Genomic DNA, 26,895 nt, shown 5'->3' on the forward strand with positions numbered 1-26,895 from the left:
CTAAAGATCGCTATTATGTCTCTAAAATCCAGCTTTAAAGGTTTCCTAGGTGAAACCGTCATCAACGTCGCCATGTGGCTAAAATTAGAAAAAAACGTCTATCACCGATTAAACGGTATCACCTTGCCAAGAGCTAACGGTGGCAGTACGCAAATCGACCATATTATTGTCTCCGTATACGGTATCTTTGTCATTGAAACCAAAAATTATACAGGCTGGATATATGGTAGCGAAAAGCAAAAGCAGTGGACGAAAGTTTTCCCGAATGGCAGTAAATTCAAATTCCAGAACCCATTACATCAGAATTATCTGCACATCAAGACGCTCGCAGATTTATTGGGCTTGGAGCTGGGCTATTTTTATTCGATGATTGCTTTCATCGGTGAGTGTGAGTTAAAAACCCGTGATGAGCTACCCGAACACGTATTGACGAGTGGGATGGTGTCTTATGTAAAGAAAAAGCAGGATGAGATACTGACTGAAGACGAGGTTAAGTCCATCGTTGAGCAGATTAATAGCAACAGGTTTAGTAAGTCATGGCGCACCAACCGAGAGCATAAAGCCTATCTAAAAGACAAGCATAGCCCGTCAAAAAATCGGCTTAGCGGTAACGCCAATGATAAACCAGTTGCCAAAATATCTAATAAACCTACATCAGAGCCGATAGTAAAAGAAACCGCTAAACGAGTTACGCTGAAAAGTAGAGAAGTGCTGCGATGGTCGGGTCAGACTGAGATTGAATCTAGCGAGTTACTAATTGACAGTCTGAATACTCAGCAGACAAGTACACCATATGATATGGCTAACAAAGTGTTTCTTACACCGTTTGAAGTTGTAGAGCTTGAGCCAAAAGTGAATAAACCCGTTACAGTTGAGATGGCAAACAATACAGACAATCTCATTCAAACACCGAACTGCCCAAGATGCAACGGCGAGATGATCAAACGTGTTGCAAAAAAAGGCGTACATCTTGGTCAGACATTTTACGGTTGTAGTCAATTTCCTAAGTGCCGAGGTGTGGTCAATATCCATTAGCTACTTCATGATAAAAGCCACATCAAAATCATGGGTTGGCACAAAGTTACTTTCTTTAATCTCAAACGTCATTGTTCCAATCTTTTTGACTTTACCCTTACCTTTCCAGCAGAACGAGACCAGCTCGTTAGGGTCGCGTTTTACAGTCAGTTTAAAGTTGGTGATAGGTTTGGCCCAGTTTGCTCCCGTAGTCAGGATATAGCTTAAGGCATGATATGGACGACCACTATTCTTGTTAAACCCTTTCTGAGTTGAAGCATCTACGCAAAAATTGCCATATTGTCCACTGTCTAAATCTACAGAGCCACCCACTAACGGTTTATACGTGTGTTTGACCTTGGTGATAGTATTGGCTTTAAAGGTTTGCTCCCAACTATAAATCACTTGCGAGTCCCAAAAGATATCGAGATCTTCTCTATCATCGATAAACCTATCGAGTGCCTTGCTATTACAGTCCAAAAGCCGTTGATTGATATCATCGGTATCAAACTTATAGGTCCAAGGTGACATCATTTGAGCATCACTAATACCGCACGCCTTAAAAATATTGGTGGTATCAATAGCTTTTTCCACATAGTTTTTCTCACCATTTTTGATGATGATCGGGTACATAAAAGTGCGGACATGCTGATCAGGAGTGATAGGCTTGCCATTGGCCCAAACTTTAAAGTTACCATAAGTGGCACTGGTATCAGCGTAATCTGAGTCTATAAAGCTGGGCACAGCTGGCATCGGAAAAAGAACCGTCTCAGTAATGTCTTTATTACTGAGATTTTTGAACTCATAATTAACGCGCACTTCCTCTTTTGAGATGTATAAGTCTTCACTATGCATGCTTATGTTCTTATTTTTAAGATATTCAACACCGCCTGTGCCGACGTAGCCCGTAGAGTCGTTCGCTTGGGCAGCCGTCATCGCTAGCAGCACAGCGTAAGCTAATGTACCACTAAACACAAAATGTCGCTTATCCATATATTTCTTCTAAACGCAAACAAGCCACCAATCGACCATCCCATTCGCGCAGTTGTGGCTCTACTTCGCTGCATTGCTGCTTGGCGTATGGACAACGTTTATGTAGAGCGCAGCCACTTGGTGGATTAAGCGGGCTTGGTAGCTCACCTTGTAGGGTCAAATCGTTTTTATGGCCATTTACCGTTGGTGCAGCAGCCAGTAGCGCGATGGTATAAGGATGTTTTGGCGCGTTATAAATCGCTTCTTTGGGGCCGTGTTCGACGGCCTGACCTAAATACATGACCATCACATCATCAGCGACGTGGCGTACGACCGATAAGTTATGCGAGATAAAAACGTAAGCGGTACGATACTCATCCTGCAAATCCATAAATAGATTTAAGACTTGCGCCTGAATCGAGACATCAAGGGCGGAAGTCGGCTCATCAGCGACGACAATTTTAGGGTTGAGCATCATCGCGCGGGCGAGGGCAATCCGTTGGCGTTGACCACCCGAAAACATGTGTGGATAGCGGCCAGCATGTTCGGGACGTAGACCAACATTTCTCATCATCTCGTTGATTTTGTCACGCTTTTCTTCTTTAGAGAGTTTGGTATGGATATCCAATGGTTCCGTCAATTGATAGCCAATAGTATGGCGCGGGTTGAGGCTACCATAAGGGTTTTGGAAGACCATTTGAATTTCGGTACGCAACTCTTTCAGCGCTTTTCTGCTATAGCCAGTTGTTGCTTCATTGTTGATAAATAGCTCGCCATGAGTGGGCGCTTCGATCAGCGTCAGCTGGCGGGCAAGCGTGGATTTACCACAGCCTGACTCACCAACGACGGCCAGTGTCTTGCCAGCCTCAAGCTCGAACGAGATACCATTGAGTGCTTTGACATACGCTTTTGCTTTGCCCAGACCTTGTGATACGGGATAGTGCTTGTGTAGGTTGTCTGCTTTTAAGACCACTTTATTACTCATACTTGTGTCTCCAAAGTAGCAGCGTGAGAGGGGCGAGAGGTAATATTAGAGTCAATACAACGTACCTTGCCAGTAGGTGTATCTAAAATAGGTGGTGGAACTTCGCAAGCGGGCTCCTTATATGGGCAACGCGGAGACAATAGGCAGCCGCTTGGACGATCGTATTGACTGGGCACGATACCGGGTAAGCTGTTTAGACGGTCTTGACCGATAGCCAGCTCTGGGATGGCTTGCAGTAATGCTTCAGTATAAGGGTGTGCAGGATGTTGAAAAATCTCTGGCACCGTACTGGTTTCAACCACTTGTCCGGCATACATGACCGCGACATCACGTGAGTTCTGTGCGACCAGTCCCAAGTCATGAGTGATCAATACCATCGCCATTTGCTTTTCGCGTTGCAATCGGCTCAGCAAGTCCATGATTTGCGCTTGTACGGTGACATCCAGAGCCGTAGTCGGTTCATCGGCTATCAGTAGTTTTGGCTCACAAGCAATCGCCATCGCAATCATAACCCGTTGGCTCATACCACCTGATAGCTGATGCGGATATACCTTGAGACGATTCTTTGCATCGGGCATCTCGACCAATTCTAGCAGTTCTAATATGCGCGTCTGTACTGCGGCGCCTCGCAAACCAAGATGTTTACGTAGCACTTCGCCCAGTTGCATCTCAACGGTGAAGCTTGGATTTAGGCAAGACATCGCATTTTGAAAAATCATAGAGATGTCTTTGCCAATGATGCCGCGCTTCTCTTTGGCTGGCATGCTAAGCATGTCTTTATTGTCAAACACCACTCGCTGAGCGCGCACGGTTGCAGAGGGTGGCAACAGTCCCATTAGCGCCATCATAGTGACGGATTTGCCGGAGCCAGATTCACCGACGACGGCGATGACTTCACCTTGTGCGATTTTCAATGACACATCGTCTACCGCACGGAAAGCACGTATCCCTTGACCGAACGTAACCGAAAGATTTTCGATATCTAATAGTAATGGTGATTCTTTTGCTGATACATCATTCATAGAGGTATGGTTGGTTGGCGTTTTAATTAATGGTTCATTCATCTTAGGTTACCTGCTTCAATTTGGGATCTAGCGCATCGCGTAAGCCATCACCAGTCAAGTTAATCGACAGAGCAGCCAAGAAAATAGCGACACCCGGCCAAATAGCGAGCCAAACATTACTCTGAATATATTGACGTGCCGTACCTAGCATCGCGCCCCATTCTGCATCAGGTGGCTGTACGCCAAAGCCTAAGAAACCAATTGCACCTGCTTCTAAAATAGCAGAAGAGAAAATCATTGTTGCCTGTACGATAAGCGGTGCCATACAGTTGGGCAAAATAGTGATAAACAATAAGCGCAGCACGCCAGCCCCCATTACTTGTGAAGCGATAAAGTACTCACGTTGTAGCTCTACCATCGCCGTAGCACGAGTCAGACGAATGAAAGGCGGTGTACAGACCAGTGCTATGGTAATGATCGTATTGGTCATAGAAGGCCCTAAGATAGCGGCAATGATGATGGCCAATAGCAAGCTCGGATAGGACATCAAGATATCATTGACTAACATGACGGCCTTGCCCCAGACTTTTGGCCAAAACGCAGCACTCAGCCCTAACGAAATACCAACCAACATCGCAAGCGTCGTGGCGCTCAGACCGATAAATAGTGAATAACGCGCACCATACATCACCCGAGACAGCGTATCTCGACCCGCATCATCAGTGCCGAGCCAAAACATGGTGTTGCCGCCATCTAGAAAGGCCGGTGGTAACTGCTCTTGACCAGTAAACAACTCGTAAGGGTCATGGGGAGCAATAGTAGGCGCAAGTATGGCGATAAGCACCATCAAAGCCAGTACAATAAAACCAAGTACCGCGCCTTTATTGCGACAAAACGTCGATAAAAATAGCTGCCAAGACGAGGGCGGCGTGAGTGCCGCAAGCTTAAGATCAGAGGGAATAGCAGAAGGCTTCATGAGCATTTCCTATAGTGGCTAACGCGTTGCAAATATGTAGAGTCCCATTTCTAGCAATCATTCCTAGCAATCATTCAGGAATGTGCTGAAAACTACTCAAAACCATACAATCGCTATTCGTCACTACTTATAATATGAGTATTTATCAATGTTAGATTAAGAAGTATGTCGAATACGTGGGTTGATAAGACCATACAAAATATCAATAAATAAACTAACCAAAATCAAGGCAGTCGCGACCAGTAAGATACCGTTCTGTACAATCGGATAATCACGAGTGAAAAACCCATCAAGTAGCCAATTCCCAACGCCTGGCCAGCTAAAGATGGTCTCGGTAATAATCGCACCAGCCAATAATGTTGCCATCTGTAGACCAACGACAGTGACTACTGTAATTAAGGCATTACGCATCACGTGCACCATGATTACGCGGCTTGGTGATAGACCTTTGGCGCGCGCGGTACGCACGTAATCTTCATCCAGCACTTCTAGCATCGCCGAGCGCGTCATCCGTGCAATCATCGCTAGGGGAATGGTCGATAATGCAATAGAGGGCAAGATAAAGTGTTTGACCACATTCCAGAATGCGCCAGGTTCTCCCGATGTGAGAGAGCCGAGTAACCATGAGCCATATAACGGCTGTACATCTAAGAACTGCGCGACAGATATCACTCCGGCAACAGGTAGTAAGCCTAAGTAGTGAGCGAATATCCCTGTGAGGATAGGCCCCAATAAATAGATGGGCATAGAGTAACCTGCCAGCGCACCTGACATCAGCGTGTAGTCAATCCATGTACCACGTCGCAGCGCGGCAAAGATGCCCAAGCTCACGCCAATGACACTAGCAATGACAATGGCGCATAGAGCCAACTCTAAGGTGGGCACAAAATGGGCAAAGAAATCTTGTAATACGGGGGTACGAGTACGAAAAGACTCGCCAAAATCACCCGTCAAGATTCCAGTCAGATAATCCCAATATTGGGCTACAAGAGGTTTGTCTAACCCCAGTCGCTCTAGGGCGCGAGCGTGTAGCTCTGGATCGACCATACGCTCGCCCATCATAATCTCAACCGCATCTCCAGGGACGAGACGAATCAGAGTGAAGGTCGATAGGGTCAAGCCAAGGTAGACAGGAATGAGGATAGCGATTCGACGCAGAATATAAAGTAGCATGGGCTGCTCAATAGTTGTGATTCAATGATAAGAGTGTTTGCGATGGTAAGAGGGTCCGCGACAAAGCGTTTAATGCAGATGAATACGGCTGGTGCAGGAAGTCTGACTCAGCCGTATATAAATTAAACCATTATGTATGTCGTATCGGATCTAATCAGTGAAGATTATTCAACTTTCACACCATCAAAACGTATTGAGCCAAGTGGGCTGATTTTGTAATCGACCACATTTGGTGCGGTGAATACCGTCACAACAGAGTGTGCCATCGTTGTCCAAGGTAGTTGCTCTTTGAATATCTGCTGCGCTTGTACATATTCATTCACGCGCTCATCTTGATTATTAATCTGACGAGCATTGGTGACTAAATTATCGAAGTCTTTGTTACACCAGCGCGAGTAGTTATTTCCGCCGACAGCGTCACAAGACAATAACGAACCTAGCCAGTTATCTGGATCTCCATTGTCGCCAGTCCAACCCGCTAGAATGACATCAGGCTCACCTTTAGCTGCGCGTTTTAGGTACTCACCCCATTCGTAAGTTACAAGTTTGGTATCAACACCAATCTTGGCCCAATCTGCTTGTAGCATTTCAGCCATCAGTTTGGCGTTAGGGTTATATGGTCGTTGAACTGGCATATACCACAGGTTGATAGAAAGGTTGTCCGCACCCGCTTCTTTGATAAGGGCTTTTGCTTTCTCAACGTCATAAGGTGCATCTTTGAGAGATTCGTCATAACCCCACTGCGTTGGTGGCATTGGATTGGTCGCTTTTAATCCTTCGCTTTGATAAACCGCATTGATAATGGCATCTTTGTTGATGGCCATGTCCAATGCTTGACGCACTTTAAGGTCACCTAGCTTAGGCTTCTCAACGTTATAGCCGACATAGCCAACGTTGAAACCTGATTGGTCTAGTACCGTCGCCTTACCAGAGTTTTTGACTGCTTCAATCTCAGCAGGCTTTGGATAGGCGGATACATGACATTCGCCTGCTTGAACTTTTTGGGCACGAACGGCTGAATCTTTTGTGATGACAAAGACGAGATTGTCGATATAAATATCGTCTTTGTTCCAATAGTCTGGGTTTTTGGTATAACGAATTTGCGCGTCTTTTTGATAGGAGGTAAAGACGAAAGGTCCGGTACCCACTGGCTTGGTATTGATATCAGCGGCATTGCCATCAGCCATCAATTTGTTGGCGTATTCAGCAGAGTTGATATAAGCGAAAGGCATCGCTAGGTTTTGTAAAAACGGGGCGTTGGTCTCGCTGAGCGTGACTTTTACCGTATAGTCATCTACTTTTTCGATGTTAGAGATAATATCAGGTAATCCCATACCAACCGAATACGGGAATTCAGCAGGATAGGCTTTGTTAAATTCAAACTCTGGGTTGGTGATACGCTCTAGGGTAAAGAGAATGTCATCTGCGTTAAAATCTCGAGTCGCAGTAAAGTAATCAGTTGTACCGAATTTGACCCCTTTACGCAGATTAAAGGTATAAGTCTTACCATCTTCGCTCACATCCCAACTTTCGGCCAGTCCTGGTTGAATTTCGGTACCCGCTCTTTTGAATTCTACCAAGCCATTATAGATAGGGAAGGCGCTTGCATCAAAATCAGTACCCGAAGTGTATTGTGCTGGATCAAAACCTGCAGGGCTACCTTCTGAACAATAAAGCAATGTTTTAGCCGCTTTAGCATCTGAGCTAGCAGCAGAATCGTCGGTGGTCTTATTGTCGCCGCCACAGGCACTAATACCTAAGATAAGTGTCGTCAGCATGGTAAGTTTAAAGAGGGATTTTTGCATTATTACATCCTATGTAGTGATAGGTAGCTGCTCGTATATCTACATGTTCGTACTCGATCATGAATATAATGAGCAAGCATTTAATAACCTTGAAAATATCTATGTATGTGATTTTCCATATATACAAAAAGAAACATATTAAAGGTTGTTATAACTTTAATTTATATCTATAGAAACTATTAATATAAACAACTCGTTCGAATATACTCTCTTAATCTGCAATAACGCAAGATATAATTAAACTAATTTCGATAAAAAATACATTAATATGCCGATCACAGCACGAATTTAATGGAATGTGCGGAATTTTACTATTTTATCTATTTATTTAAGGTAGGAAGTTAGATGGTTACGAAATCACTTGAGTATGGTTTTATAACGAATTACAGACGAAAAGAAATAATCTGGTTACGTGTACTTGACGTAACCAGTTATAAAATGCTTTTATGATGGTTATTTATGTGACAGTGTTTTCGACATGGTTATGAGTTGCCTTGATAATATCTGCCAGTTTTTCAGCAATCATAATCGTCGGCGCATTAGTATTGGCGCTAATCAGCGTTGGCATGATTGACGCATCAATGACTCGCAGTCCGCTCACGCCGCGTACCTTTAACTCTAAATCCACTACAGAGCGTTCATCTGAACCCATGCGGCAAGTACCGACAGGATGATAGATGGTATCGGATTTATTGCGAATATAGCCGAGCATACCGTCTTTTTCTATGTAAGGGGCAGGGTAGTCTTCCGTAATGTATTCGGCGAGAGGAGATTCTTGCATGATAGCTCTGGTACGTTCGGCACCGGCCACCATGCACTCTACATCTTTTGGATGAGATAGGTAGTTTGGGTCAATCAAGACGGCATCAGAGGGGTCGGCTGAGTCCAGTCTAACGGTACCGCGACTCTCAGGACGCAGGTAGCAGCTATGGCAAGAGATGGCAAAGCCACGTCTGAGATCGCGACCGTGTTCGATTACACGAGATATGACGAAGTGTAGCTGCGTGTTTGGCCACTCTTTTGGGGCATCACCGACACTGAAGAACGCACCTGCTTCGGCATAGTTGGTAGACAGCAATCCCGTGCCATCCTTTCTCCATTGTCGAATGCTTTTGGTCAAACGGGAAATCGTTGCCATACCAATGCCAATGACATCAGTGGTATTTACTTCGTAATCAAAGACCACGTCTAGGTGATCTTGCAGGTTGCCACCGACATCAGGTGCATCTACCACGACCTCGATACCGTGAGATTGCAAGTGTTCTGCTGGGCCAATACCTGATAGCATCAACACTTTAGGCGAGCCAAAAGCACCACCTGATAGGATGACTTCACGATGTGCCATGACGGTATGTTTGACACCATCCTTTTCGTAGACCACGCCAGTCGCCTGTTTATCTTCAATGATAACGTGGTTGGCTTGCGCGTGAGTAATGACAGTTAGGTTTGGGCGGCTTTGGACAGGATGTAGATAGGCCGCAGCGGCAGAGCAACGTTGACCTTGTTTTTCCCCATGAAAATGGGTGACCTGATACAGCCCTGTACCGTCTTGCTTTTCGCTATTAAAGTCTGTGTTATGGTCGAGACCGTTGGCAATCGCGGCTTCTACGAAGGCTTTTGAGATATCGCGTGGACTGAGCAAATCGCTAACGTGCAGCGGTCCACTATCGCCATGTAGCTCACTACTGCCATGAACGTTGTTTTCAGCTTTGATAAAGTAGGGCAGAACATCGTCAAATCCCCAACCATCACAGCCTTCCTCTACCCAGCGCTCATAGTCTAGCGCACTGCCACGTGTATAAATCATGGCGTTGATAGCGGATGAGCCGCCTAAGCATTGCCCACGTGGTTGGAAGCCGCGTCGGTTATTTAAGTGTTTTTGCGGGGTAGTGTGAAAGCACCAGTTATTTAACTTTAGTGGTTTGCCGGGTACCATCAGAATCAGTCCGGCAGGTACACGAATGGCAAGGTCTTTGCCTTCGCCGCCAAACTCTAATAAGCAGACACTGATTTCTGGATTTTCGGTGAGGCGGCTAGCAAGTACACAGCCGGCAGAGCCGCCGCCCACGATGACGTAATCAAACGTTCTATCAAATTCCATTTTATCTTCCTTATAGCATCCATGCTAATCAAAACGAGCTTTTCAAAGTAAGCTACTCTTTACAATATCTATTATTTTGCCAGAATAATAAAATAAAAATGACTAGAGCGTGTAGATAGAGAAAATAGACTATCAATAGGCTCCTATTGATAGGTTTTTTGAGGATATTTAGCAGTATTTATCACCACTTAGAAATAAGGGCACGCTCTAACAGCCATTTATATTGAGCAAATTTCTGAACGTACAATAAAACGTTTGCCTTCAGGAATTTCTAGCGAAAAGCTGGCGCCACGCCCGTCAACCACATCAATGGTCAAATCCGTATTTTGCCATAATTTGTGCTGCGCTTTGCCCATATAGAATGGACAACCAGCAATCTCACCGACCAATACATCTTGGCCGCCTACCTTAAACTCACCTAGCGGATAACACATGGGGGAGCTACCATCACAGCAGCCACCAGACTGATGAAACATCAGCTCACCGTGCTTGGATTTAAGTAGTTCGATTAGGTCTATGCAGGACTCTGTCGCTTTGACTTTCATGATGATTTCCTTATCATAAGAATGTGATTGTAGAAAACGTCTCATTAGCTATGAGCGTCTTATTAAGTATAAGTGTCATACTGGATGAGAATATAAAAAGCCGTATCGTTTTCACTCACATCATTTATAGCATGTGAATGAAGACGATACGACTGATGGTTTGTGATTAAATGTGTGAAGCATTAAGACAATATCAAAATCTCACAAGCAATATAGTCAATCCTCTATAAAAGAGTTACAGCGTTAACCTCACTTGAGGTATCACATATACATCTGCGCTCGGTTGCCTTTTATCTCTTTTAAACTGAATCAACTATAACTACATACTGTAGTCAATCACAATGCGACCTTCGATTTTGCCGTTACGCATACGCTCAAAGATATCGTTAATGTTTTCCAACGGCTCAGCGCTAACAGTGGCTTTTACTTTACCTGCTGCTGCCATGTCCAACGACTCTTGTAAGTCGAGACGCGTACCGACGATAGAGCCGCGAATGGTAATACCGTTGAGCACCGTATCAAAAATAGAGACAGGGAAGTCACCGGTTGGTAAGCCGTTAAAGACCACCGTGCCACCACGTCGAACCATGCTTAACGCTTGATCGAACGCGATAGCAGATACGGCTGTTACTAGCACACCATGGGCACCGCCAATTTCTTCTTTTAGATACTCGCCAGGATCGGTGTTTTTTGCATTAACGGTAATGGTCGCGCCCAGTTTTTTGGCAAATGCGAGCTTTTCGTCATCGATATCGACTGCCGCAACGTTGAGTCCCATGGCAATGGCGTATTGTACCGCCATATGACCGAGACCACCGATACCAGAAATAACAACCCAATCGCCAGGCTTGGTGTCGGTCATTTTAAGACCTTTGTACACGGTGACGCCTGCGCATAGAACGGGTGCAATTTCAATCGAGTCAACACTTTCAGGGATGATACCGACGTAGTTGGCATTGGCCAGTACGTATTCTGAAAAGCTGCCATTGACTGAATAGCCTGCGTTTTGTTGACGCTCGCATAAGGTTTCCCAGCCGCCTAAACAATGGGTACAGTGACCACAAGCAGAGTAGAGCCAAGGCACACCAACGCGATCACCTTCCTTCACATGGGTCACACCTGCGCCAACGGCCGTAATCAGACCAACGCCTTCATGTCCAGGGATAAATGGCGGACTGGGTTTGACTGGCCAATCGCCTTCAATGGCATGCAAGTCGGTATGACAGACACCGGAGGCTTGCATTTTAACCACAATCTCACCCGCGCCTGGCGTTGGAATATCAACTTCTTCGATCTGTAATGGTTGATTAAACTCATGTAATACGGCGGCTTTCATCTTATTGCTCATATAGTTCTGCCTTGTTAGATTTTTTGCATAAAAATAATCTGTGAATATACCTAACACACTTTGCAACCTTGATTACAAAGTGCTTCGAACTTTGGCTTAAAAGAACCCCATTTTTTTAGGATCGTAAGACACCAGCATGTTTTTGGTTTGCTGATAATGATCCAGCATCATCAAATGGTTCTCACGGCCGATACCAGATTGCTTATAACCACCGAATGCAGAATGCGACGGATAGATGTGATAGCAGTTCGTCCATACGCGACCTGCCTGAATACCTCGTCCGAAGCGATACGCCTTATGCACACTACGCGTCCAAATACCAGCGCCTAAACCATATAACGTATCGTTGGCAATTCTCATCGCATCTTCGTCATCTTTAAAAGTCGTTACCGCAAGCACCGGTCCAAAGATTTCCTCTTGGAACACCCGCATATCGTTTGTGCCCTCAAAGATAGTCGGCTGCACATAGTAGCCATCACCAAGATCACCATCGTGTGTGGCTCTCTCGCCACCGACTAATACTTTAGCGCCTTCTTGCTTACCGATATCTAGATAAGACAGAATCTTCTCTAGCTGATCTGAGCTTGCTTGTGCCCCAATCATCGTCTCCGTATCTAATGGATTGCCCATTTTGATGGCTTCAACACGAGCGATGCAGCGTTTGATAAACTCATCATAGATACTCTCATGTACCAGTGCACGCGATGGGCAGGTACAGACTTCACCTTGGTTGAGTGCAAACATCACTAGACCTTCAACGGCTTTGTCTAAGAAGTCATCGTCTTCGTCCATGATATCGGCGAAGAAGATGTTTGGACTCTTACCGCCCAACTCCAAGGTCACAGGAATGATGTTTTCACTGGCATACTGCATGATGAGGCGACCGGTTGTGGTCTCACCTGTAAAGGCCACTTTATTAATACGAGGGTTAGAAGCTAACGGCTTACCCGCTTCGACACCAAAACCATTGACGACATTTAACACGCCTTTAGGTAACAGGTCAGCGGCACCGATAAGCTCTAGCATGTAGAGAATAGACGCAGGGGTTTGCTCAGCAGGTTTAAGAACGACACAGTTACCAGCGGCTAGTGCAGGTGCCAGCTTCCAGACAGCCATTAGGATAGGGAAGTTCCAAGGGATAATCTGACCGACCACACCCAGTGGCTCATGGAAGTGATAGGCAACGGTATCGTCATCAATCTGACTGATGCCGCCTTCTTGAGCGCGAATGGCACTGGCGAAATAACGGAAATGATCAACGGCTAGCGGGATGTCTGCTGCAAGTGTCTCACGCACTGGTTTGCCGTTTTCATAACATTCAGCAATGGCAATAGACTCAAGATTGGCTTCCATTTTGTCAGCGATTTTGAGGAGGATGTTGGCGCGTTCGGTTACACTGGTTTTGCCCCACGCATCTTTGGCAGCGTGAGCGGCATCTAGGGCTTTTTCGATATCAGCTTCTTTTGAGCGAGCAACTTGGCAGATGACTTTGCCATCTATCGGACTGGTGTTGTCAAAGTATTCACCATCAACGGGTGCAACCCACTCGCCATTGATAAAGTTGTCATATTTTTCTCGGAATTGGACTTGGCTTTTTTCTGTATTTGGATAGGGATATAACATTAACTACTCCTTGTTGTTTTATGTATGAGGCAAGTCATATATAAGCAATTATTTATTACATCATCGTGTAAAATAAATGCCTATCTCATCGCCTCCGAACCTTCCTGGTTGAGTTCTCACTTCATACTACTCAACTTTTGAGCAGAGTTATACTCACTTTTAATAATAACTAATCAATAGACTCATGAAATTTAGTTATGGAAAATGTGTCAGTTAAAAGGGTTCGTAAAGCTGATGTAGCTGTTATAATTATTGCCAATATTTTAAGCCACGGCATTTATAAAATTGCTGATGGCTGCTCTCTTTTCTTTTTCTTCTAAGTTATTGGTTGGTTTGAATATATGCGTCAATCTTCTGCTCTTGATATCCTAAAAACAGGTCAAAATGTCTTTTTGACTGGCTCAGCAGGTTCAGGTAAGACCTATACACTCAATCAATACATCGATTATCTACGCGCACGCCGTGTGCCAGTGGCGGTCACTGCCAGTACGGGAATTGCTGCCACGCATATGAATGGTACGACCATTCATAGCTGGTCGGGTATCGGTATCAAAGATGAGCTAAGTGACCGAGACCTCACCACGCTGTCACGCAAACAGTTTTTAGCAGATAGATTAAAGGACACGGCAGTACTCATCATTGATGAGATATCGATGCTGCATGCCAAGCAGATTAATTTGGTGAGTCAGGTACTCAAACATATTCGCAAAAACGACAAAGCATTTGGCGGTATTCAGGTCGTGGTGGCAGGGGACTTTTTTCAGTTACCGCCAATTGGTAGTAAGGGCGAAAGCAACCGTGAGAAGTTTGCTTTTATGTCTGAGGCGTGGCTTGATGCCAAGTTCCATATTTGCTACTTGTCTGAGCAGCATCGACAAGTGAGCGAGGCGGCCAACGGTGGTCTTGATTTGGACGATATTTTGAACCAAATTCGCCGTCAAGAAGTCACTTTTGATGCGATTGCTGCGCTAGAAGCTACCTTTGACCAAAACGTCGATATCAAGCGTACCCGTCTGTATACGCATAATCTCAACGTCAATAAAATCAATGATAAAGAATTGGCCGCATTATCTGGTGAGATGATGCGCTTTGAGGCAATGTCTACGGGTGATAGTAAGCTGGTTGAGACACTCAAAAAGACAGTACGTACTCAAGATGATTTAGTGCTCAAAGTTGGCTCAAAGGTGATGTTTATCAAAAACAACACCGAGCTTGGTGTCTCTAACGGTACGATGGGTGAGCTGATAGGTTTTGCTGCGGTGAAAATCGACGATAGCAAAGATACCAGTGAGGCTTTGATTGAAGATGTCGATGTCGATGTCGACAGTGATGAAGCGTCTGCCAAAAGTACAAAGAGTAAAACCAAAAAAGACAAAGAAAAACCAAAAGCTAAAAAACCAACGACACAGAAAATGCCAGTGGTTAGGCTTAACTCAGGGCGTGAAGTTATCGCTGAGCCCGAAGAGTGGATCATCGAAGATGAAACAGGTGAGGTGCTAGCGAGCTATGAGCAAGTGCCGCTTTGTCTGGCATGGGCAATTACTATTCACAAGTCACAAGGTATGACACTGGACGCTGCTGAGATAGATTTGTCGCGTACCTTTGAATTAGGACAAGGCTATGTAGCATTATCAAGGCTCAAGTCGCTAGCAGGGTTACAATTGCTAGGCATGAACGACATGAGCCTGCAGCTAGATCCATTAGCTCGTGGTGCAGACAAGCGCTTTTTAGTGCTATCTGAAGAAGCTGATGCCAACTATGCCATGCTCGATGAAGAGAGTATGACGCAGGCACATGAGAAGTTCGTTTTAAAATCAGGCGGCACACTGAGTAAGTCAGTGATTGATGGCTATGCCAATCTACAAAAGAAGCGCCGCGAGCAACAGCAGGCGCAGCTAGATAAAAAGCAAAAAATGGGCAATCAGGTGTCTGATAAGTCGGACAGTACATTGCTAGCGACCAGAATATTATTAGAAGAGAGCTTGTCTATTGCAGAAATCTCTCAAGCCCGTCAGCTGTCACAGTCCACCATCATGCGCCATATCGGCGAGTTAAAATCTCAAGACCCAAGTTTGGCTTGTGATCATCTGCGTCCAGAAGATGAGGTGATGACTGCCGTTGGTAATGCCTATGTAGTGATTAAAGTTGCCAATAACCCAAACGATTTTAATGATGATGGTAGTATTAAGCTACGTCCGATATTTGACCATCTGAAGCAAAGCATTGACTACAATACCATTCGATTGGCACTTATCTTTATAACACCTTAGCGCTTGTTGGGCACTCGACTATGGCAATCAGCAGTGCCTAATTGTGTGACTACTTGTGTGACTACTTGTGTGCCTACTTGTGAATGGGCAACGTGCCCTAATATCCAACCTGTTGTTAAAACCATTAAAGCGCATGGTTTTTGTTCCATTGTAGTGCTGAAATTGCAGTGCTCAATTTTATATCTCTCTTTATAGCGATAACTTGTTATGCCTGATTTTTCTAGCACCACCTATCAATTAACATCTGACCCTGTAGCAGCAGCGCTTTATGCCACTGGTGAGCACACACAGCCACTGAGAGTAGCTATTAATGGTTTTGGACGTATAGGGCGCAATGTGTTGCGTGCATTGTTAGAGCGCTTTGAAGTGTTAGGTCGGGCGATTCATGTGGTGGCGATTAATGATTTAGCGCCAGCGGATATCTTGCTGCATTTATTGAAGTTTGATAGTACACATGGGCGTTTGAGCCGACTGGGCGTTAGTGCCGAGATTGTAGAGAGTGGTGCCGACGATACCAGCAAGACTCAGCTCTGTCTGACGAAGAGCAATCTAACCTACTGTATTAATATGCTGTCGGAGGCAGACCCGAAAAACCTACCTTGGGAGGCGCTGGGTATCGATGTGGTACTAGAATGTACAGGTCATTTCCGCTCTTATGAGCAATCTCAGCTGCATAGAGCGGCTGGCGCTCAGCAAGTGATTATTGGCGCGGCACCTTTTGATGATGTAGATGCCTGTATCGTTATGGGCGTCAACACGGATGAGTTAACGCGTGAGCTGCCGATTATCTCAAGTGTTTCTTGTACCACGCAAGCATTGGTACCCTTGATTGCGACCCTCGATACCGCATTTGGTGTTAAATCAGCCATGATGACGGAGATTCACGCAGTCACGGCCGACCAAACGGTACTCGATCAGGCGCATCGAGATCCGAGACGCGCGCGGGCTTCTGGTTATAATATTATCCCGACCACTTCTAGCAGTATCGCTGCGACAGAGCGGGTGCTACCAGCGATGATAGGCAAAATAAATGGGCACTCAATACGTGTACCAACTATCGATGTTGCCGCCATTGATGTGACTTTTGTGTTTGATGCGCCTAATGTGAGTGTCGATGATATTCGTGACGTGCTGAAATCGGCTAGTCAAGGTGGCTTAATTGATATTATGGCTTATACCGAGGAGCCATTGGTCTCCAGTGATTTTATTCATCAGACAGAGTCGCTTATCATCGATGGGCAGCAGTTGATGCAAGTGGGTGAGCAATATAAGGTTTTTGCTTGGTATGATAATGAGTGGGGCTATGCCAATAGGTTGCTAGATATGTGCCTACATCTGGCATCTAATAAAAAACCTATAGTCAATCCTTGATAAAAGAGTAACAGCATCAATCTTGCTTGAAGTATCACCTATACATCTATATTCAGTTGCCTTGACGCTCTTTTAAACGGAATTAATGATAGCAGCAAAATAATTTAAATTCGTTAAATTAATTGCTTGCATTCTCATGTTATATCGCTATAATAGTCCACCAATGGAGACGTGGCAGAGTGGTTGAATGCACCGGTCTTGAAAACCGACAAGGGTTTGTAGCCCTTCGAGAGTTCGAATCTCTCCGTCTCCTCCAAATTTGAAAGCCGCAATCATTATTAATGATTGCGGCTTTTTTTGTTGCATTTTTATTTTATATCGTTATAATGATGCACCTATGGAGACGTGGCAGAGTGGTTGAATGCACCGGTCTTGAAAACCGACAAGGGTTCGTAGCCCTTCGAGAGTTCGAATCTCTCCGTCTCCTCCAAATTCGAAAAAAGCCCCAATCACTAATGATTGGGGCTTTTTTTATATGCTTTTATAATGATTTTCTCAATGACGTTGTGTAATTTGCGAATTTATTCTGCACTAATTTGAATCTCATTCTGCACTAAGTTTTTGTAATTAATTTTGCACTAGATAACCTACTAAAAATTAATGCAATGACGTTAGGAATGCCCGCACCATTATTGAGTATTGCACTACTGCTCCGTTCTATTTATGCTACTTGTTTCCAACAGTCTAATGTTTTAAATGGCTGCATCTTGTTGTGCGGCTGACCGTCGCCATTACAACCTACATAACCTTCTTCGTCATCTGTGGTATCTACTGTCACTTGATACAGCATCTTGCGATATAGGCCATCATCCAGCCCAGTTTATTTTTTCCGATATGCACAAGCTGTATCATCTTCTTTTTTTGAGGAGATTGTTTATTAGGAGCAACCATAGCAGACCTCACATAACCATATGATTCAATAGATGTTTATTATTATATCTAAAATGCAGTGTTTAGAGTTATGAGCACAAATCTTTTAAACTTTGATTCTAAACACAAAGAACCCGCTATCAGATGCGTGATAGCGGGTTCTTATGTATTAGGTGGTAGGCTTAAGTTAAGGCTTTACATTCATTGTGGTATGGCATAAATTAAAAACAGCTTATAAGCTCCAGTTATCGGCATCTTGTTCATTAAACTATAAGGAAGCAAGTATGAGCGATCCAAAAAATAGTGGTACAAATTCAGAAGGTAGAATAGGACCTGGTGTCGAGTCAGACCAAGGCGGTAAAATTCGCGTTTCTATAGGTGATGCTGCAATAGGGCAAAGCCCAACCACAAATAGACCAGCACCACCAACACCAGATCACAACCCAAATAAATAAATTTTTTAAAACTAGTAGGGTAAAAATATGAGCAATCCAAATAGTGGCAATTCAGATGTAGGTCGTAAAATAAAGTCAGACCAAGGTGGTTCCATTGGCAAGCCTAGAGCTGACACTACAGTAGGTCAAAGTACCACATCAAACAGGCCGCCACCGCCACTGCCAGACCACAACCCAAACAAATAAGTCCTTTTGATATTTCCTTTTTTGCATCTCGTATATATCTTAATTCTAGAAGGTGTACATCAGCACGAGGGAAATAAGTAATCATATTTCCATACTCAGGACCACGCTTAACGTCAGTAACCTCTAGCCACTCTGTACCGCCTATGCTTTTAGTATGTGTAACATAAAAAGCTATACCGTCATCGTCCATGATGAAAGGTGCGAATACGTCTCCATAAAAATCACTAGTATGATTGCATATATACTGTTTACCGTCTTTGTGGATTACCTTTATTAGAGTTGCCTCTATGCCTTTATAAGAAGACAATGTTTTCCATACATCACCTGAACTGATTGTATGACTAACTTTGCTACGATGCAAAAAATCCGTCCAGCCAGCTTCGGCAAATTTTACCCAAATAAAAGCAATAATCGGTCCAGATAGTACTGCTAAATAAGCCCAGTTTGAGTCACACAGTTGTATGGTAAGCGCCGTTGGCAAACCTAAGAGTAATACCAACATCCAAACATCAGTAAGCTTTTCAGTATTTCTATAGTCGCGCTTTAGTACAATATAGCCCCAATAACCTGCCACTAATGTGGCTTGTATTTGCAGTGGCAACTGTAGTAATTCTTGCATAAGAATCCCCTAACATTTGACTAGGGCGTGTCCTCAATTCAATTGATAGTTATCTAAATGGGTTAAAAATGGCTAAATCTTGCCAAATGGCGTCAAATAGCTGACTAATATCTCGATATTAGTCAGCTATTTTCCTTGTTTGACTGCGATTTATCTCATTTTTATCACCATTTTTAAAATGAGGACACGCCCTAGTATTATTGCACATACCGAGAGTACAATTTAAAAATGATACGCAATAAAAAAACCCGCTAACGAGTAGCGGGTTTTTTATCTTGATCGCTCGTCGCAATATTATCATAATTGCCTTGCCTATCCTCAATGCTGTAGCGAAATTGGTTACCCATTTGCCGTGTAATCACGATTATGCTCACTTGCAACGACATCCTTTATTTCATTAGCGACTCATCAAACTCCACGGTTTGTCCGTCCTCTAACTTTAAAACACCTTCGCTAATCATGATGGTCAAGTCCTTGGTGTTTTTTATGGCACGCATAACGTTGATGTCTTCTATGCTACTCTCGATGATGATTTTGCCAGACTGCTCGGGTTGAATGGGCGGAGCAAACTGTGTCGAGGGCACATTGAATCTTTTGCCTTTCGTCAGCTTCGCATCTTGCATGATTAGCGTCCCTTTAAAGCTTTGAATAGCGACCTGACCGTGGTTTGATAGCATGAACTGTAGTTTTACTTGGTTTAGGCTATCGTCGTCGCTGGTCTTGACTGGCAGTAGGGCGATAGGGTAATTCTGTGCATTAGCGGTTGCTGCTTGCTGACCCTTGACGATAGGGCTTTTCTTACCCGTAGGATTGTTTGGATGTAAGCGCTCGTATTCACGCTGCTGTATGAGAGCCTGTTTGATAGTGGTACGTGGCATCGCGCCTGACTCATAAGCGCCGCTGAGCTTCATTCGCAACATATAGCGGCTAAGGACTTGCTGATCAGCCTTGGGTAGCTGCTCAAAGGTAGTACCGAGCTTTTTTTGCCACTGGTCAGAGTTGGTCGGTATTGTTTTTTTGTTTGGATCGGTTTGTGGCTGTGAGCACGCAGAAACGACTGGCAGCACTGCCAAAGCAACCGCTAGTAACAACGCTTTGTCTACACGCTGATATAAACCCATCATCGTACACCTCCTTGTAAATCCCTATGAAAAATAAAGAGCGATAATATAGTCACGTTTATATAAATCTGCTACATCGTCATCTTCGCTTGGTTTTTTGATATCGACATTATATTGAACCGACTATAGTGGTCTTTTTATTAATATACCTCGTTTGAAGATTGCTTGTGTTTAATTATCGCTAAAGAGAGTATGGAAATAAAACAGATATGTTCTTATGTTTGTGACAGCAGAAAGGGGTAGGAAGAGTGTTAGTCAAAGCGGATGATGTAAGGACTAGCAAAGGATATGTTTACGATGCTCATAAAAAAAGACCGAGTGCGATTAGGCGGACTCAGTCTTTTTTTATTAAAAGCCGTCAAAGCTGACGATTAATAGTGGTTTTGAATGGTTGTTATTATTCAATACCCATTGGCATGTTGCTTTTAATGTAGCTGGCTAGTTATTAGTTTGGTCATTAGCTTGATCATTTTCTTGTAGCTCAGATAATGAGTGCGTAATATTATTATTATGCGTCACAACAATAGCTTCATCAATAATATGCTGGCTAACACCGCGCTTACGTAGTGTTTCGATAAAAACTTCATCATGGGCTAACGTATAATCCTGATGATCACGATCAAGACCCTGACGAATATATAGGCGGATAAGACCTTGAATACGTTTGAAACCTAAATCCGACGAAGTCGCTTCTAGTAGCGAAATCATTTCTTCAGACAGGCGAATGCTGACTGGACGCATGATTTTTTGTGGATGATCAGAAAATCTATTTTTTACACGTACAGGTATCATAATAAACCATTACTTTTAGTGAGTAGGAGTAAAGCGCTCAGACAAAAATTAACCCAATCAATACTTCACTTACCATACAACAAAAATGCACAAAAGAACACAGTAGCCATGCGAATATTATGACCATCACATATATAAATGGCGACCATAAAAAAACCTTCATCAAGTAATGATGAAGGTTTTCAGTATATGGCTCTCCAACCTGGGCTCGAACCAGGGACACACGGATTAACAGTCCGTTGCTCTACCAACTGAGCTATTGGAGAATAAGTTGTCATAACAGTAAGTTTAGTAAGCATTATATAAGAACAATTGCTTATCTTGTTTGCGTTATGTGGGGCGTATTTTAGCCAAGTCATCATAGGCTGTCAACCTTATTACGCCATTAATTATCAATATTGTTGTAATTAATTCAAAATAGCTCGTTATCGCCTGTTAAATGGGCAGTTCTGGTAGATAGGTGAGTCTCAAGTTGTTATTTATTGGCTCGGTCATCGATAATTTTATTAAGTGCCTTGACCAAAGAGAAAGGTGGTTCTAATAGTAGTCGAAGTAACCTTGCATCCGTCTTTGCGCTTAGGTTTCAAGCCTATATTTGATTAGACAACTCGCCTATCTTTTTGAATATTAACGCAATACATACATCACTTGAAACAAAAAACTTATGAGTTAGCCCTTCACATTGCTAGAATATGTCTATAGAATACCGACCGTACGGTATCTTTAATACATGCTCAAACAATTTATTATGACCAATTGATATTGAATCGAGAAATATGCTTGATTCGAAAAAGGTATGTTAAATATGAGTCCTACCACTATTGCTTATGGTTATTTGGCCATTGCCATCATTTGTGAAGTGATCGGCACTACTTTTTTGATGAAGTCAGAGCAGTTCACGCGTTTGGTACCGACGCTCATTATGGGTTTGCTTTATGTCATCTCATTTTACTTGTTGACGCAGACCCTGAAGACCATACCGCTTGGTATTGCCTACGCGCTGTGGGGCGGACTCGGAATCGTACTAACCTCGCTTGTTGGCTTGGTGTTTTTTAAGCAAAGCCTTGATACAGCGGCAGTGGTTGGTATTTCTATGATTGTAGGCGGTGTGATGGTGATGAATTTACTCTCTAATTCTGTGGTGCACTGATATGGAAATTGAAAACGCTCATAAACGTAAAAAACAACCAGAAGTTATTCGTCGCGCGCTGCTCGATCAGGCCGCACGAATAACGCTAGAGCAAGGGTTGTCGAAAGTCACTTTCCAAGCCGTGGCAGATGCAGTTGGGGTGACCAAAGGCGGCATCATGCATCATTTCGCCACTAAAAACGCGCTCATTCTTGAAGTATTTCATGATGCGATGGCGAAGTTTGAGGCAGAGGTGGATAGCGCAATGGCGAAAGATCCAGTGCGCTATGGCTCTTTTACCCGTGCTTATATAGATGCCACGATCAGTCTAGGCGAGAAAGGGCAGGAAGAATTTGACAGTCAAGCGACGCTATACGTATTGATGCTAGGTGATAGTGAGCTGCGTGAATTGTGGGCCAAGTGGTCAAATGAGCAATTGAAGAAGCATGAAGCAACCGATAATACTGAGACACTATGTATGGTGCGTTTAGTCGCTGATGGGATTTGGCTTTCTGATTTTTCAGGTATCAATATCTCGGATAAGAAATCGCTACGTGAGCGTCTAATAAAAATGACGCAACGTGGCTTTGATTCATAAGCATGATGTAGCACGTTAATTAAAGTGCCGCACCCAAAAATTTATTAAAGAACAATTGATAATCACATAACGATTTTTAATCACGTAACGATTTTTAATCACGTAACGATTTTTAATCACGTAACGATTTTTAATCACGTAACGACTTTTAATCACATAACGACTTTTAATCACATAACGACTTTTAATCACATAACGACTTGTCATCATACAACGATGCAACTTTTATTTTTAAAACTGAAACCATGACGAAATTATTCGGTAGGCGTGATTTTATAGCGCTTGTACCAGTCGTCGTAAGGAGCACTCCATGACAGCTACTCATACAAACTCAAATAACTTAACAGACATTATCGACTTAGAACAAATACAAACCGCTTATATCAATGGTCGTTATCTGGCTGTCGATGAGTCTTTGGCTACTTTTGAAGACATCAACCCAGCGACAGGTGAGTTGTTGGCTACCGTTCAACAAACGACCAATGAGCAAATCGACGAGGCTGTGAAAGCAGCACAAAAAGGTCAAAAAGTTTGGGCGGCGATGACATCAGTTGAGCGTGGTCGCATTCTATTAAATGCAGTAGCCATACTGCGCGAACGCAACGATGTACTGGCATTGCTTGAAACCAAAGACACAGGTAAAGCGTATTCTGAAACCAAGTATGTCGATATCGTTACGGGTGCTGATGTCGTTGAGTATTATGCGGGTCTTGCACCAATGATAGAAGGTCGTCAGATTCCACTACGTGATACCAGCTTTGTTTATACTCGCCGTGAACCACTTGGCGTGGTTGCTGGTATTGGTGCATGGAACTATCCAATTCAAATCGCGATGTGGAAGGCAGCACCAGCACTAGCTGCTGGTAACGCGATGATCTTTAAGCCGTCAGAAGTGACACCGTTAACGGCATTGAAACTGGCAGAAATTTTGACAGAAGCAGGTTTACCAGATGGCGTATTCAACGTCGTGCAAGGCAATTATAAAGTGGGTGAGGCATTAACTCAGCATCCTGATATCGCTAAAGTCTCGTTTACCGGTGGCGTACCAACGGGTAAAAAAGTCATGTCGAGTGCGGCAAGCTCATCTCTTAAAGACGTGACATTAGAGCTGGGTGGTAAATCGCCATTGATCATCTTTGATGATGCAGACATCGATACGGCTGCGGACATCGCGATGATGGCGAACTTCTATAGCAGTGGTCAGGTATGTACCAATGGCACGCGTGTGTTTATTCCTAAAGCGATGCAAGCTAAGTTTGAGCAGGCTATTTCAACGCGTGTTGAGCGTATTAAGTTGGGTGATCCAATGGATGAAAACATCAACATGGGCCCACTAGTCAGCTTCCCGCATATGGAAAGAGTACTTGGCTATATTGAGCAAGGTAAAGCCAGTGGTGCACGACTGCTAACAGGTGGTGACCGTGTGACAACAGGCGAATTGGCAAATGGCGCATTCGTTGCCCCGACTGTATTCACTGACTGTACTGATGAAATGACTATCGTCCGTGAGGAAATATTTGGCCCAGTAATGTCGATATTGACTTATGAGACTGAAGAAGAAGTTATTCGCCGTGCCAATGATACCGAATATGGATTGGCAGCTGGCGTCGTGACTGATGACTTGACCCGAGCACATCGAGTCATCGCTCAAATTGAAGCAGGTATCTGCTGGTTAAATACATGGGGCGAGTCAGCCGCTCAAATGCCAGTCGGCGGTTACAAGCATTCAGGTGTTGGCCGAGAAAATGGCATTGAAGCCCTTGAGCATTATACTCAGACCAAATCTATCCAAGTAGAGTTGGGTGCGTTTGAATCTGTCTTTTAATTACTTTTATTGAGAAAGTTTTTGATCAGTTTTTTAATCAGTAAAGTAGTTCAGTAGAGATAATTTGTTTTTTATTCGACTTTACTGATAGTAAATGATTTATTTTTCAATATTATGGAGCGTTTTATGACATCAACCACACCTGAGTATGACTACATCATCGTTGGCGCAGGATCAGCAGGCAATGTGCTGGCCACGCGTTTGACCGAAGATGCCAACATTAAGGTGCTGCTACTAGAAGCGGGTCGTCCAGACCATCGCTTAGATTTTCGTACGCAGATGCCAGCAGCGCTCGCCATGCCGTTGCAAGGAACAACCTATAACTGGGGCTACAAGACAGATCCTGAACCGAATATGAATAATCGCGTCATGGACTGCGGTCGCGGTAAAGGACTTGGCGGCTCGTCACTGATTAACGGTATGTGTTATATCCGTGGTAACGCACTAGATTTTGATGATTGGTCTAAGATTAAAGGCCTAGAAGATTGGACGTATCTGGATTGCCTGCCTTATTTTAAAAAGTTAGAAAACCGTGATGCTGGCGAGAATGACTATCACGGTGTAGGTGGCCCTGTTGAGATGACCACTTCAAAACCTGGGGTCAACCCACTGTTTCAAGCAATGATTGAAGCAGGCGTGCAAGCTGGCTATCCAAGTACCGACGATTTAAATGGCTATCAGCAAGAAGGTTTTGGGCCAATGGATCGTTTCGTGACGCCTAATGGTCGCCGCGCTTCAACGGCTCGTGGTTATCTTGACCGTGCTAAGCCACGCAGTAATATCACGATTTTGACGGGTGCGCTAACCGATGTGATCTTGTTTGATGGCAAACGCGCTATCGGTGTCAAAGTCGAGCATCAAGGTCAAACCAAGAACTTTCATGCCTCTCGTGAGGTGATTGTCTCATCTGGTGCGATTGCTTCGCCACAATTATTGCAGCGTTCTGGTATTGGCCCCGGTCAATGGCTAAAAGATTTAGGTGTCAATGAGATTCTGGATTTGCCGGGTGTGGGTAATAACCTACAAGATCATTTAGAGCTGTACATGCAGTATGAATGTAAGCTGCCAGTGTCGATTGCACCTGCCAATAAATGGTGGAACAAGCCCGCCATCGGTGCAGAGTGGTTATTCAATGGTACGGGTCTGGGCGCGTCAAATCAGTTCGAAGGTGGTGGTTTTATTCGTACCGATGAAAAATTCACCCATCCTAATATTCAGTACCATTTTTTACCACTCGCGGTACGTTATGATGGTCGTAGTGCGGTTAAATCGCATAGCTTCCAAGCGCACGTGGGCTCATTACGCTCGCCAAGTCGTGGCCGTGTCAAGCTGACATCGAAAGATCCAAGCGCTCATCCAAGTATCTTGTTTAACTATATGTCTCATGATCAAGACTGGCAAGAGTTCCGTGCTGCCATGCGTATCACTCGTGAGATTATGCATCAGCCAGCGCTTGACCCTTATCGTGGTCGCTCGATTGCACCAACCGATGATCTAGTGACCGACGCGCAGTTGGATGAGTATGTCCGTAACCACAGCGAGACGGCTTATCATCCATCTTGTACCTGTGCGATGGGCGAAGACAATGATTCGGTCGTCAATGGCGAAGGTCTGGTACATGGTATCGATGGTTTGCGAGTCGTTGATGCCTCTATCATGCCCAACATCATCAGTGGTAATCTCAACGCGACCACGATTATGTTGGCAGAAAAAATTGCCGATAAGATGCGCGGTGTGCAGCTACCACGTTCGACGGTAGATTATTTTACTGCTAATGGTGCACTATTGAGAGCTGAGCCGATGCGTGCTTATGGTTCTGTTTAAATTAAATATTAATAAACAACTGTCTAGATATATGATATATAGTCGATTTAATTCAAAAGCAGTACAAGGCAGCCGAGTGTAGATGTATATTAAATACTTCAAGCGAGGTTAACGCAGTAATACTTTTATAGTGAAATGACTATAGTGTTTATGAATAATGTTGATAAGAAGGCCTTTTGATAAAGGTCTTTTTTATCCCCTCTACTGTTTTAGAAAATGAATACGATTAAGATTGGTTTTTTAATCACTTACCTTGTTGCTTAAGTGCTAATTATTGAAGTAGCAATTA

At 43.9% G+C, this 26,895-nt stretch carries 22 protein-coding genes and 3 tRNA genes; 10 read left to right on the forward strand and 15 right to left on the reverse strand.

The window, feature by feature from the left end:
* Positions 1–15: 15 nt before the first annotated feature.
* Positions 16–1,035 (forward strand): NERD domain-containing protein, encoded by a 1,020-nt coding sequence (locus I6E84_RS05920; protein ID WP_197216780.1) that lies wholly within the window; start codon positions 16–18, stop codon positions 1,033–1,035.
* Here I6E84_RS05920 and I6E84_RS05925 read toward each other — a convergent pair whose 3' ends face one another.
* The 10 genes from I6E84_RS05925 to I6E84_RS05970 all read right to left on the reverse strand — a co-directional run bounded on the left by I6E84_RS05925 (position 1,036) and on the right by I6E84_RS05970 (position 13,546).
* A complete protein-coding gene (locus I6E84_RS05925; protein WP_197216782.1) occupies positions 1,036–2,007 on the reverse strand; it encodes a DUF4424 family protein in 972 nt (323 codons plus the stop codon).
* Positions 2,000–2,971: a peptide ABC transporter ATP-binding protein gene (locus tag I6E84_RS05930; RefSeq protein WP_197216784.1), complete on the reverse strand. Its 972-nt coding sequence runs from the start codon at positions 2,969–2,971 to the stop codon at positions 2,000–2,002. Before I6E84_RS05930 ends, I6E84_RS05925 begins: the two co-directional genes overlap by 8 nt.
* On the reverse strand, positions 2,968–4,035 hold the full coding sequence (locus I6E84_RS05935) for an ABC transporter ATP-binding protein (RefSeq protein WP_265090850.1): 1,068 nt from the start codon (positions 4,033–4,035) through the stop codon (positions 2,968–2,970). Before I6E84_RS05935 ends, I6E84_RS05930 begins: the two co-directional genes overlap by 4 nt.
* Before the next feature lies 1 nt (position 4,036).
* On the reverse strand, positions 4,037–4,951 hold the full coding sequence (locus tag I6E84_RS05940; RefSeq protein WP_197216786.1) for an ABC transporter permease: 915 nt from the start codon (positions 4,949–4,951) through the stop codon (positions 4,037–4,039).
* A gap of 156 nt (positions 4,952–5,107) precedes the next feature.
* Positions 5,108–6,124: an ABC transporter permease gene (locus I6E84_RS05945; protein WP_110923113.1), complete on the reverse strand. Its 1,017-nt coding sequence runs from the start codon at positions 6,122–6,124 to the stop codon at positions 5,108–5,110.
* A 164-nt stretch (positions 6,125–6,288) separates the two neighbouring features.
* The gene (locus I6E84_RS05950; RefSeq protein WP_197216787.1) at positions 6,289–7,929 is read right to left on the reverse strand and encodes an ABC transporter substrate-binding protein; all 1,641 of its coding nucleotides are present in this window, start codon (positions 7,927–7,929) and stop codon (positions 6,289–6,291) included.
* A 457-nt stretch (positions 7,930–8,386) separates the two neighbouring features.
* Positions 8,387–10,030: a GMC family oxidoreductase gene (locus I6E84_RS05955; protein ID WP_197216789.1), complete on the reverse strand. Its 1,644-nt coding sequence runs from the start codon at positions 10,028–10,030 to the stop codon at positions 8,387–8,389.
* A 218-nt stretch (positions 10,031–10,248) separates the two neighbouring features.
* Positions 10,249–10,575: a DUF779 domain-containing protein gene (locus tag I6E84_RS05960; RefSeq protein ID WP_110923110.1), complete on the reverse strand. Its 327-nt coding sequence runs from the start codon at positions 10,573–10,575 to the stop codon at positions 10,249–10,251.
* Positions 10,576–10,894: 319 nt separating this feature from the next.
* A complete protein-coding gene (gene adhP / locus I6E84_RS05965) occupies positions 10,895–11,923 on the reverse strand; it encodes an alcohol dehydrogenase AdhP (RefSeq protein ID WP_197216791.1) in 1,029 nt (342 codons plus the stop codon).
* A 96-nt stretch (positions 11,924–12,019) separates the two neighbouring features.
* On the reverse strand, positions 12,020–13,546 hold the full coding sequence (locus tag I6E84_RS05970; protein WP_197216793.1) for an aldehyde dehydrogenase family protein: 1,527 nt from the start codon (positions 13,544–13,546) through the stop codon (positions 12,020–12,022).
* A 341-nt stretch (positions 13,547–13,887) separates the two neighbouring features.
* Here I6E84_RS05970 and I6E84_RS05975 point away from each other — a divergent pair, with 341 nt between their 5' ends.
* The 4 genes from I6E84_RS05975 to I6E84_RS05990 all read left to right on the forward strand — a co-directional run bounded on the left by I6E84_RS05975 (position 13,888) and on the right by I6E84_RS05990 (position 17,617).
* Positions 13,888–15,816 carry an AAA family ATPase gene (locus tag I6E84_RS05975; protein ID WP_197216795.1) on the forward strand — a complete coding sequence of 643 codons (1,929 nt, stop codon included), beginning with the start codon at positions 13,888–13,890 and terminating at the stop codon, positions 15,814–15,816.
* A 207-nt stretch (positions 15,817–16,023) separates the two neighbouring features.
* Complete coding sequence (locus I6E84_RS05980) at positions 16,024–17,187, forward strand: type I glyceraldehyde-3-phosphate dehydrogenase (protein ID WP_197216797.1); 1,164 nt, start codon at positions 16,024–16,026, stop codon at positions 17,185–17,187.
* 165 nt (positions 17,188–17,352) lie between these two features.
* A tRNA-Ser gene (locus I6E84_RS05985) sits at positions 17,353–17,443 on the forward strand.
* Between the two features lie 83 nt (positions 17,444–17,526).
* A tRNA-Ser gene (locus tag I6E84_RS05990) sits at positions 17,527–17,617 on the forward strand.
* A gap of 231 nt (positions 17,618–17,848) precedes the next feature.
* Here the strand turns inward: I6E84_RS05990 and I6E84_RS14175 are convergent.
* Positions 17,849–17,977 carry a hypothetical protein gene (locus I6E84_RS14175; RefSeq protein WP_265090851.1) on the reverse strand — a complete coding sequence of 43 codons (129 nt, stop codon included), beginning with the start codon at positions 17,975–17,977 and terminating at the stop codon, positions 17,849–17,851.
* A gap of 364 nt (positions 17,978–18,341) precedes the next feature.
* Between I6E84_RS14175 and I6E84_RS05995 the strand changes: the two genes are divergently transcribed.
* Entirely contained in the window at positions 18,342–18,512 is a 171-nt protein-coding gene (locus tag I6E84_RS05995) for a hypothetical protein (protein ID WP_197216799.1), read from the forward strand.
* Positions 18,513–18,627: 115 nt separating this feature from the next.
* Here the strand turns inward: I6E84_RS05995 and I6E84_RS06000 are convergent, their stop codons facing one another.
* The 4 genes from I6E84_RS06000 to I6E84_RS06015 all read right to left on the reverse strand — a co-directional run bounded on the left by I6E84_RS06000 (position 18,628) and on the right by I6E84_RS06015 (position 21,496).
* Positions 18,628–19,317 carry a hypothetical protein gene (locus tag I6E84_RS06000; RefSeq protein ID WP_197216801.1) on the reverse strand — a complete coding sequence of 230 codons (690 nt, stop codon included), beginning with the start codon at positions 19,315–19,317 and terminating at the stop codon, positions 18,628–18,630.
* A 389-nt stretch (positions 19,318–19,706) separates the two neighbouring features.
* Positions 19,707–20,441, reverse strand: a complete 735-nt coding sequence (locus I6E84_RS06005) for a hypothetical protein (RefSeq protein WP_227681320.1) — start codon at positions 20,439–20,441, stop codon at positions 19,707–19,709.
* Positions 20,442–20,876: 435 nt separating this feature from the next.
* On the reverse strand, positions 20,877–21,230 hold the full coding sequence (locus tag I6E84_RS06010) for a CopG family transcriptional regulator (RefSeq protein ID WP_110924297.1): 354 nt from the start codon (positions 21,228–21,230) through the stop codon (positions 20,877–20,879).
* A 190-nt stretch (positions 21,231–21,420) separates the two neighbouring features.
* Positions 21,421–21,496: transfer RNA gene (locus I6E84_RS06015), tRNA-Asn, on the reverse strand.
* A 539-nt stretch (positions 21,497–22,035) separates the two neighbouring features.
* Here I6E84_RS06015 and I6E84_RS06020 point away from each other — a divergent pair.
* The 4 genes from I6E84_RS06020 (at position 22,036) to betA (ending at position 26,606) form a co-directional block, all read left to right on the forward strand.
* A complete protein-coding gene (locus I6E84_RS06020; protein ID WP_197216803.1) occupies positions 22,036–22,380 on the forward strand; it encodes a DMT family transporter in 345 nt (114 codons plus the stop codon).
* 1 nt (position 22,381) lies between these two features.
* Entirely contained in the window at positions 22,382–22,957 is a 576-nt protein-coding gene (locus I6E84_RS06025; RefSeq protein WP_197216804.1) for a TetR/AcrR family transcriptional regulator, read from the forward strand.
* 310 nt (positions 22,958–23,267) lie between these two features.
* Positions 23,268–24,782 carry a betaine-aldehyde dehydrogenase gene (gene betB, locus I6E84_RS06030; protein WP_227681321.1) on the forward strand — a complete coding sequence of 505 codons (1,515 nt, stop codon included), beginning with the start codon at positions 23,268–23,270 and terminating at the stop codon, positions 24,780–24,782.
* Positions 24,783–24,908: 126 nt separating this feature from the next.
* Positions 24,909–26,606: a choline dehydrogenase gene (betA, locus tag I6E84_RS06035; RefSeq protein WP_197216805.1), complete on the forward strand. Its 1,698-nt coding sequence runs from the start codon at positions 24,909–24,911 to the stop codon at positions 26,604–26,606.
* Positions 26,607–26,895 lie beyond the last annotated feature (289 nt).

It is taken from the genome of Psychrobacter sp. SCQQ22 (assembly GCF_015864605.1).
Lineage (GTDB): Bacteria > Pseudomonadota > Gammaproteobacteria > Pseudomonadales > Moraxellaceae > Psychrobacter > Psychrobacter fozii.

Coding starts and splice junctions, on each gene's coding strand:
- I6E84_RS05920 (WP_197216780.1), top strand. CDS start 16: ATGTCTCTAAAATCCAGCTTTAAAGGTTTCCTAGGTGAAACCGTCATC.
- I6E84_RS05925 (WP_197216782.1), bottom strand. CDS start 2,007: ATGGATAAGCGACATTTTGTGTTTAGTGGTACATTAGCTTACGCTGTG.
- I6E84_RS05930 (WP_197216784.1), bottom strand. CDS start 2,971: ATGAGTAATAAAGTGGTCTTAAAAGCAGACAACCTACACAAGCACTAT.
- I6E84_RS05935 (WP_265090850.1), bottom strand. CDS start 4,035: ATGAATGAACCATTAATTAAAACGCCAACCAACCATACCTCTATGAAT.
- I6E84_RS05940 (WP_197216786.1), bottom strand. CDS start 4,951: ATGAAGCCTTCTGCTATTCCCTCTGATCTTAAGCTTGCGGCACTCACG.
- I6E84_RS05945 (WP_110923113.1), bottom strand. CDS start 6,124: ATGCTACTTTATATTCTGCGTCGAATCGCTATCCTCATTCCTGTCTAC.
- I6E84_RS05950 (WP_197216787.1), bottom strand. CDS start 7,929: ATGCAAAAATCCCTCTTTAAACTTACCATGCTGACGACACTTATCTTA.
- I6E84_RS05955 (WP_197216789.1), bottom strand. CDS start 10,030: ATGGAATTTGATAGAACGTTTGATTACGTCATCGTGGGCGGCGGCTCT.
- I6E84_RS05960 (WP_110923110.1), bottom strand. CDS start 10,575: ATGAAAGTCAAAGCGACAGAGTCCTGCATAGACCTAATCGAACTACTT.
- adhP (WP_197216791.1), bottom strand. CDS start 11,923: ATGAGCAATAAGATGAAAGCCGCCGTATTACATGAGTTTAATCAACCA.
- I6E84_RS05970 (WP_197216793.1), bottom strand. CDS start 13,546: ATGTTATATCCCTATCCAAATACAGAAAAAAGCCAAGTCCAATTCCGA.
- I6E84_RS05975 (WP_197216795.1), top strand. CDS start 13,888: ATGCGTCAATCTTCTGCTCTTGATATCCTAAAAACAGGTCAAAATGTC.
- I6E84_RS05980 (WP_197216797.1), top strand. CDS start 16,024: ATGCCTGATTTTTCTAGCACCACCTATCAATTAACATCTGACCCTGTA.
- I6E84_RS14175 (WP_265090851.1), bottom strand. CDS start 17,977: ATGCTGTATCAAGTGACAGTAGATACCACAGATGACGAAGAAGGTTAT.
- I6E84_RS05995 (WP_197216799.1), top strand. CDS start 18,342: ATGAGCGATCCAAAAAATAGTGGTACAAATTCAGAAGGTAGAATAGGA.
- I6E84_RS06000 (WP_197216801.1), bottom strand. CDS start 19,317: ATGCAAGAATTACTACAGTTGCCACTGCAAATACAAGCCACATTAGTG.
- I6E84_RS06005 (WP_227681320.1), bottom strand. CDS start 20,441: ATGATGGGTTTATATCAGCGTGTAGACAAAGCGTTGTTACTAGCGGTT.
- I6E84_RS06010 (WP_110924297.1), bottom strand. CDS start 21,230: ATGATACCTGTACGTGTAAAAAATAGATTTTCTGATCATCCACAAAAA.
- I6E84_RS06020 (WP_197216803.1), top strand. CDS start 22,036: ATGAGTCCTACCACTATTGCTTATGGTTATTTGGCCATTGCCATCATT.
- I6E84_RS06025 (WP_197216804.1), top strand. CDS start 22,382: ATGGAAATTGAAAACGCTCATAAACGTAAAAAACAACCAGAAGTTATT.
- betB (WP_227681321.1), top strand. CDS start 23,268: ATGACAGCTACTCATACAAACTCAAATAACTTAACAGACATTATCGAC.
- betA (WP_197216805.1), top strand. CDS start 24,909: ATGACATCAACCACACCTGAGTATGACTACATCATCGTTGGCGCAGGA.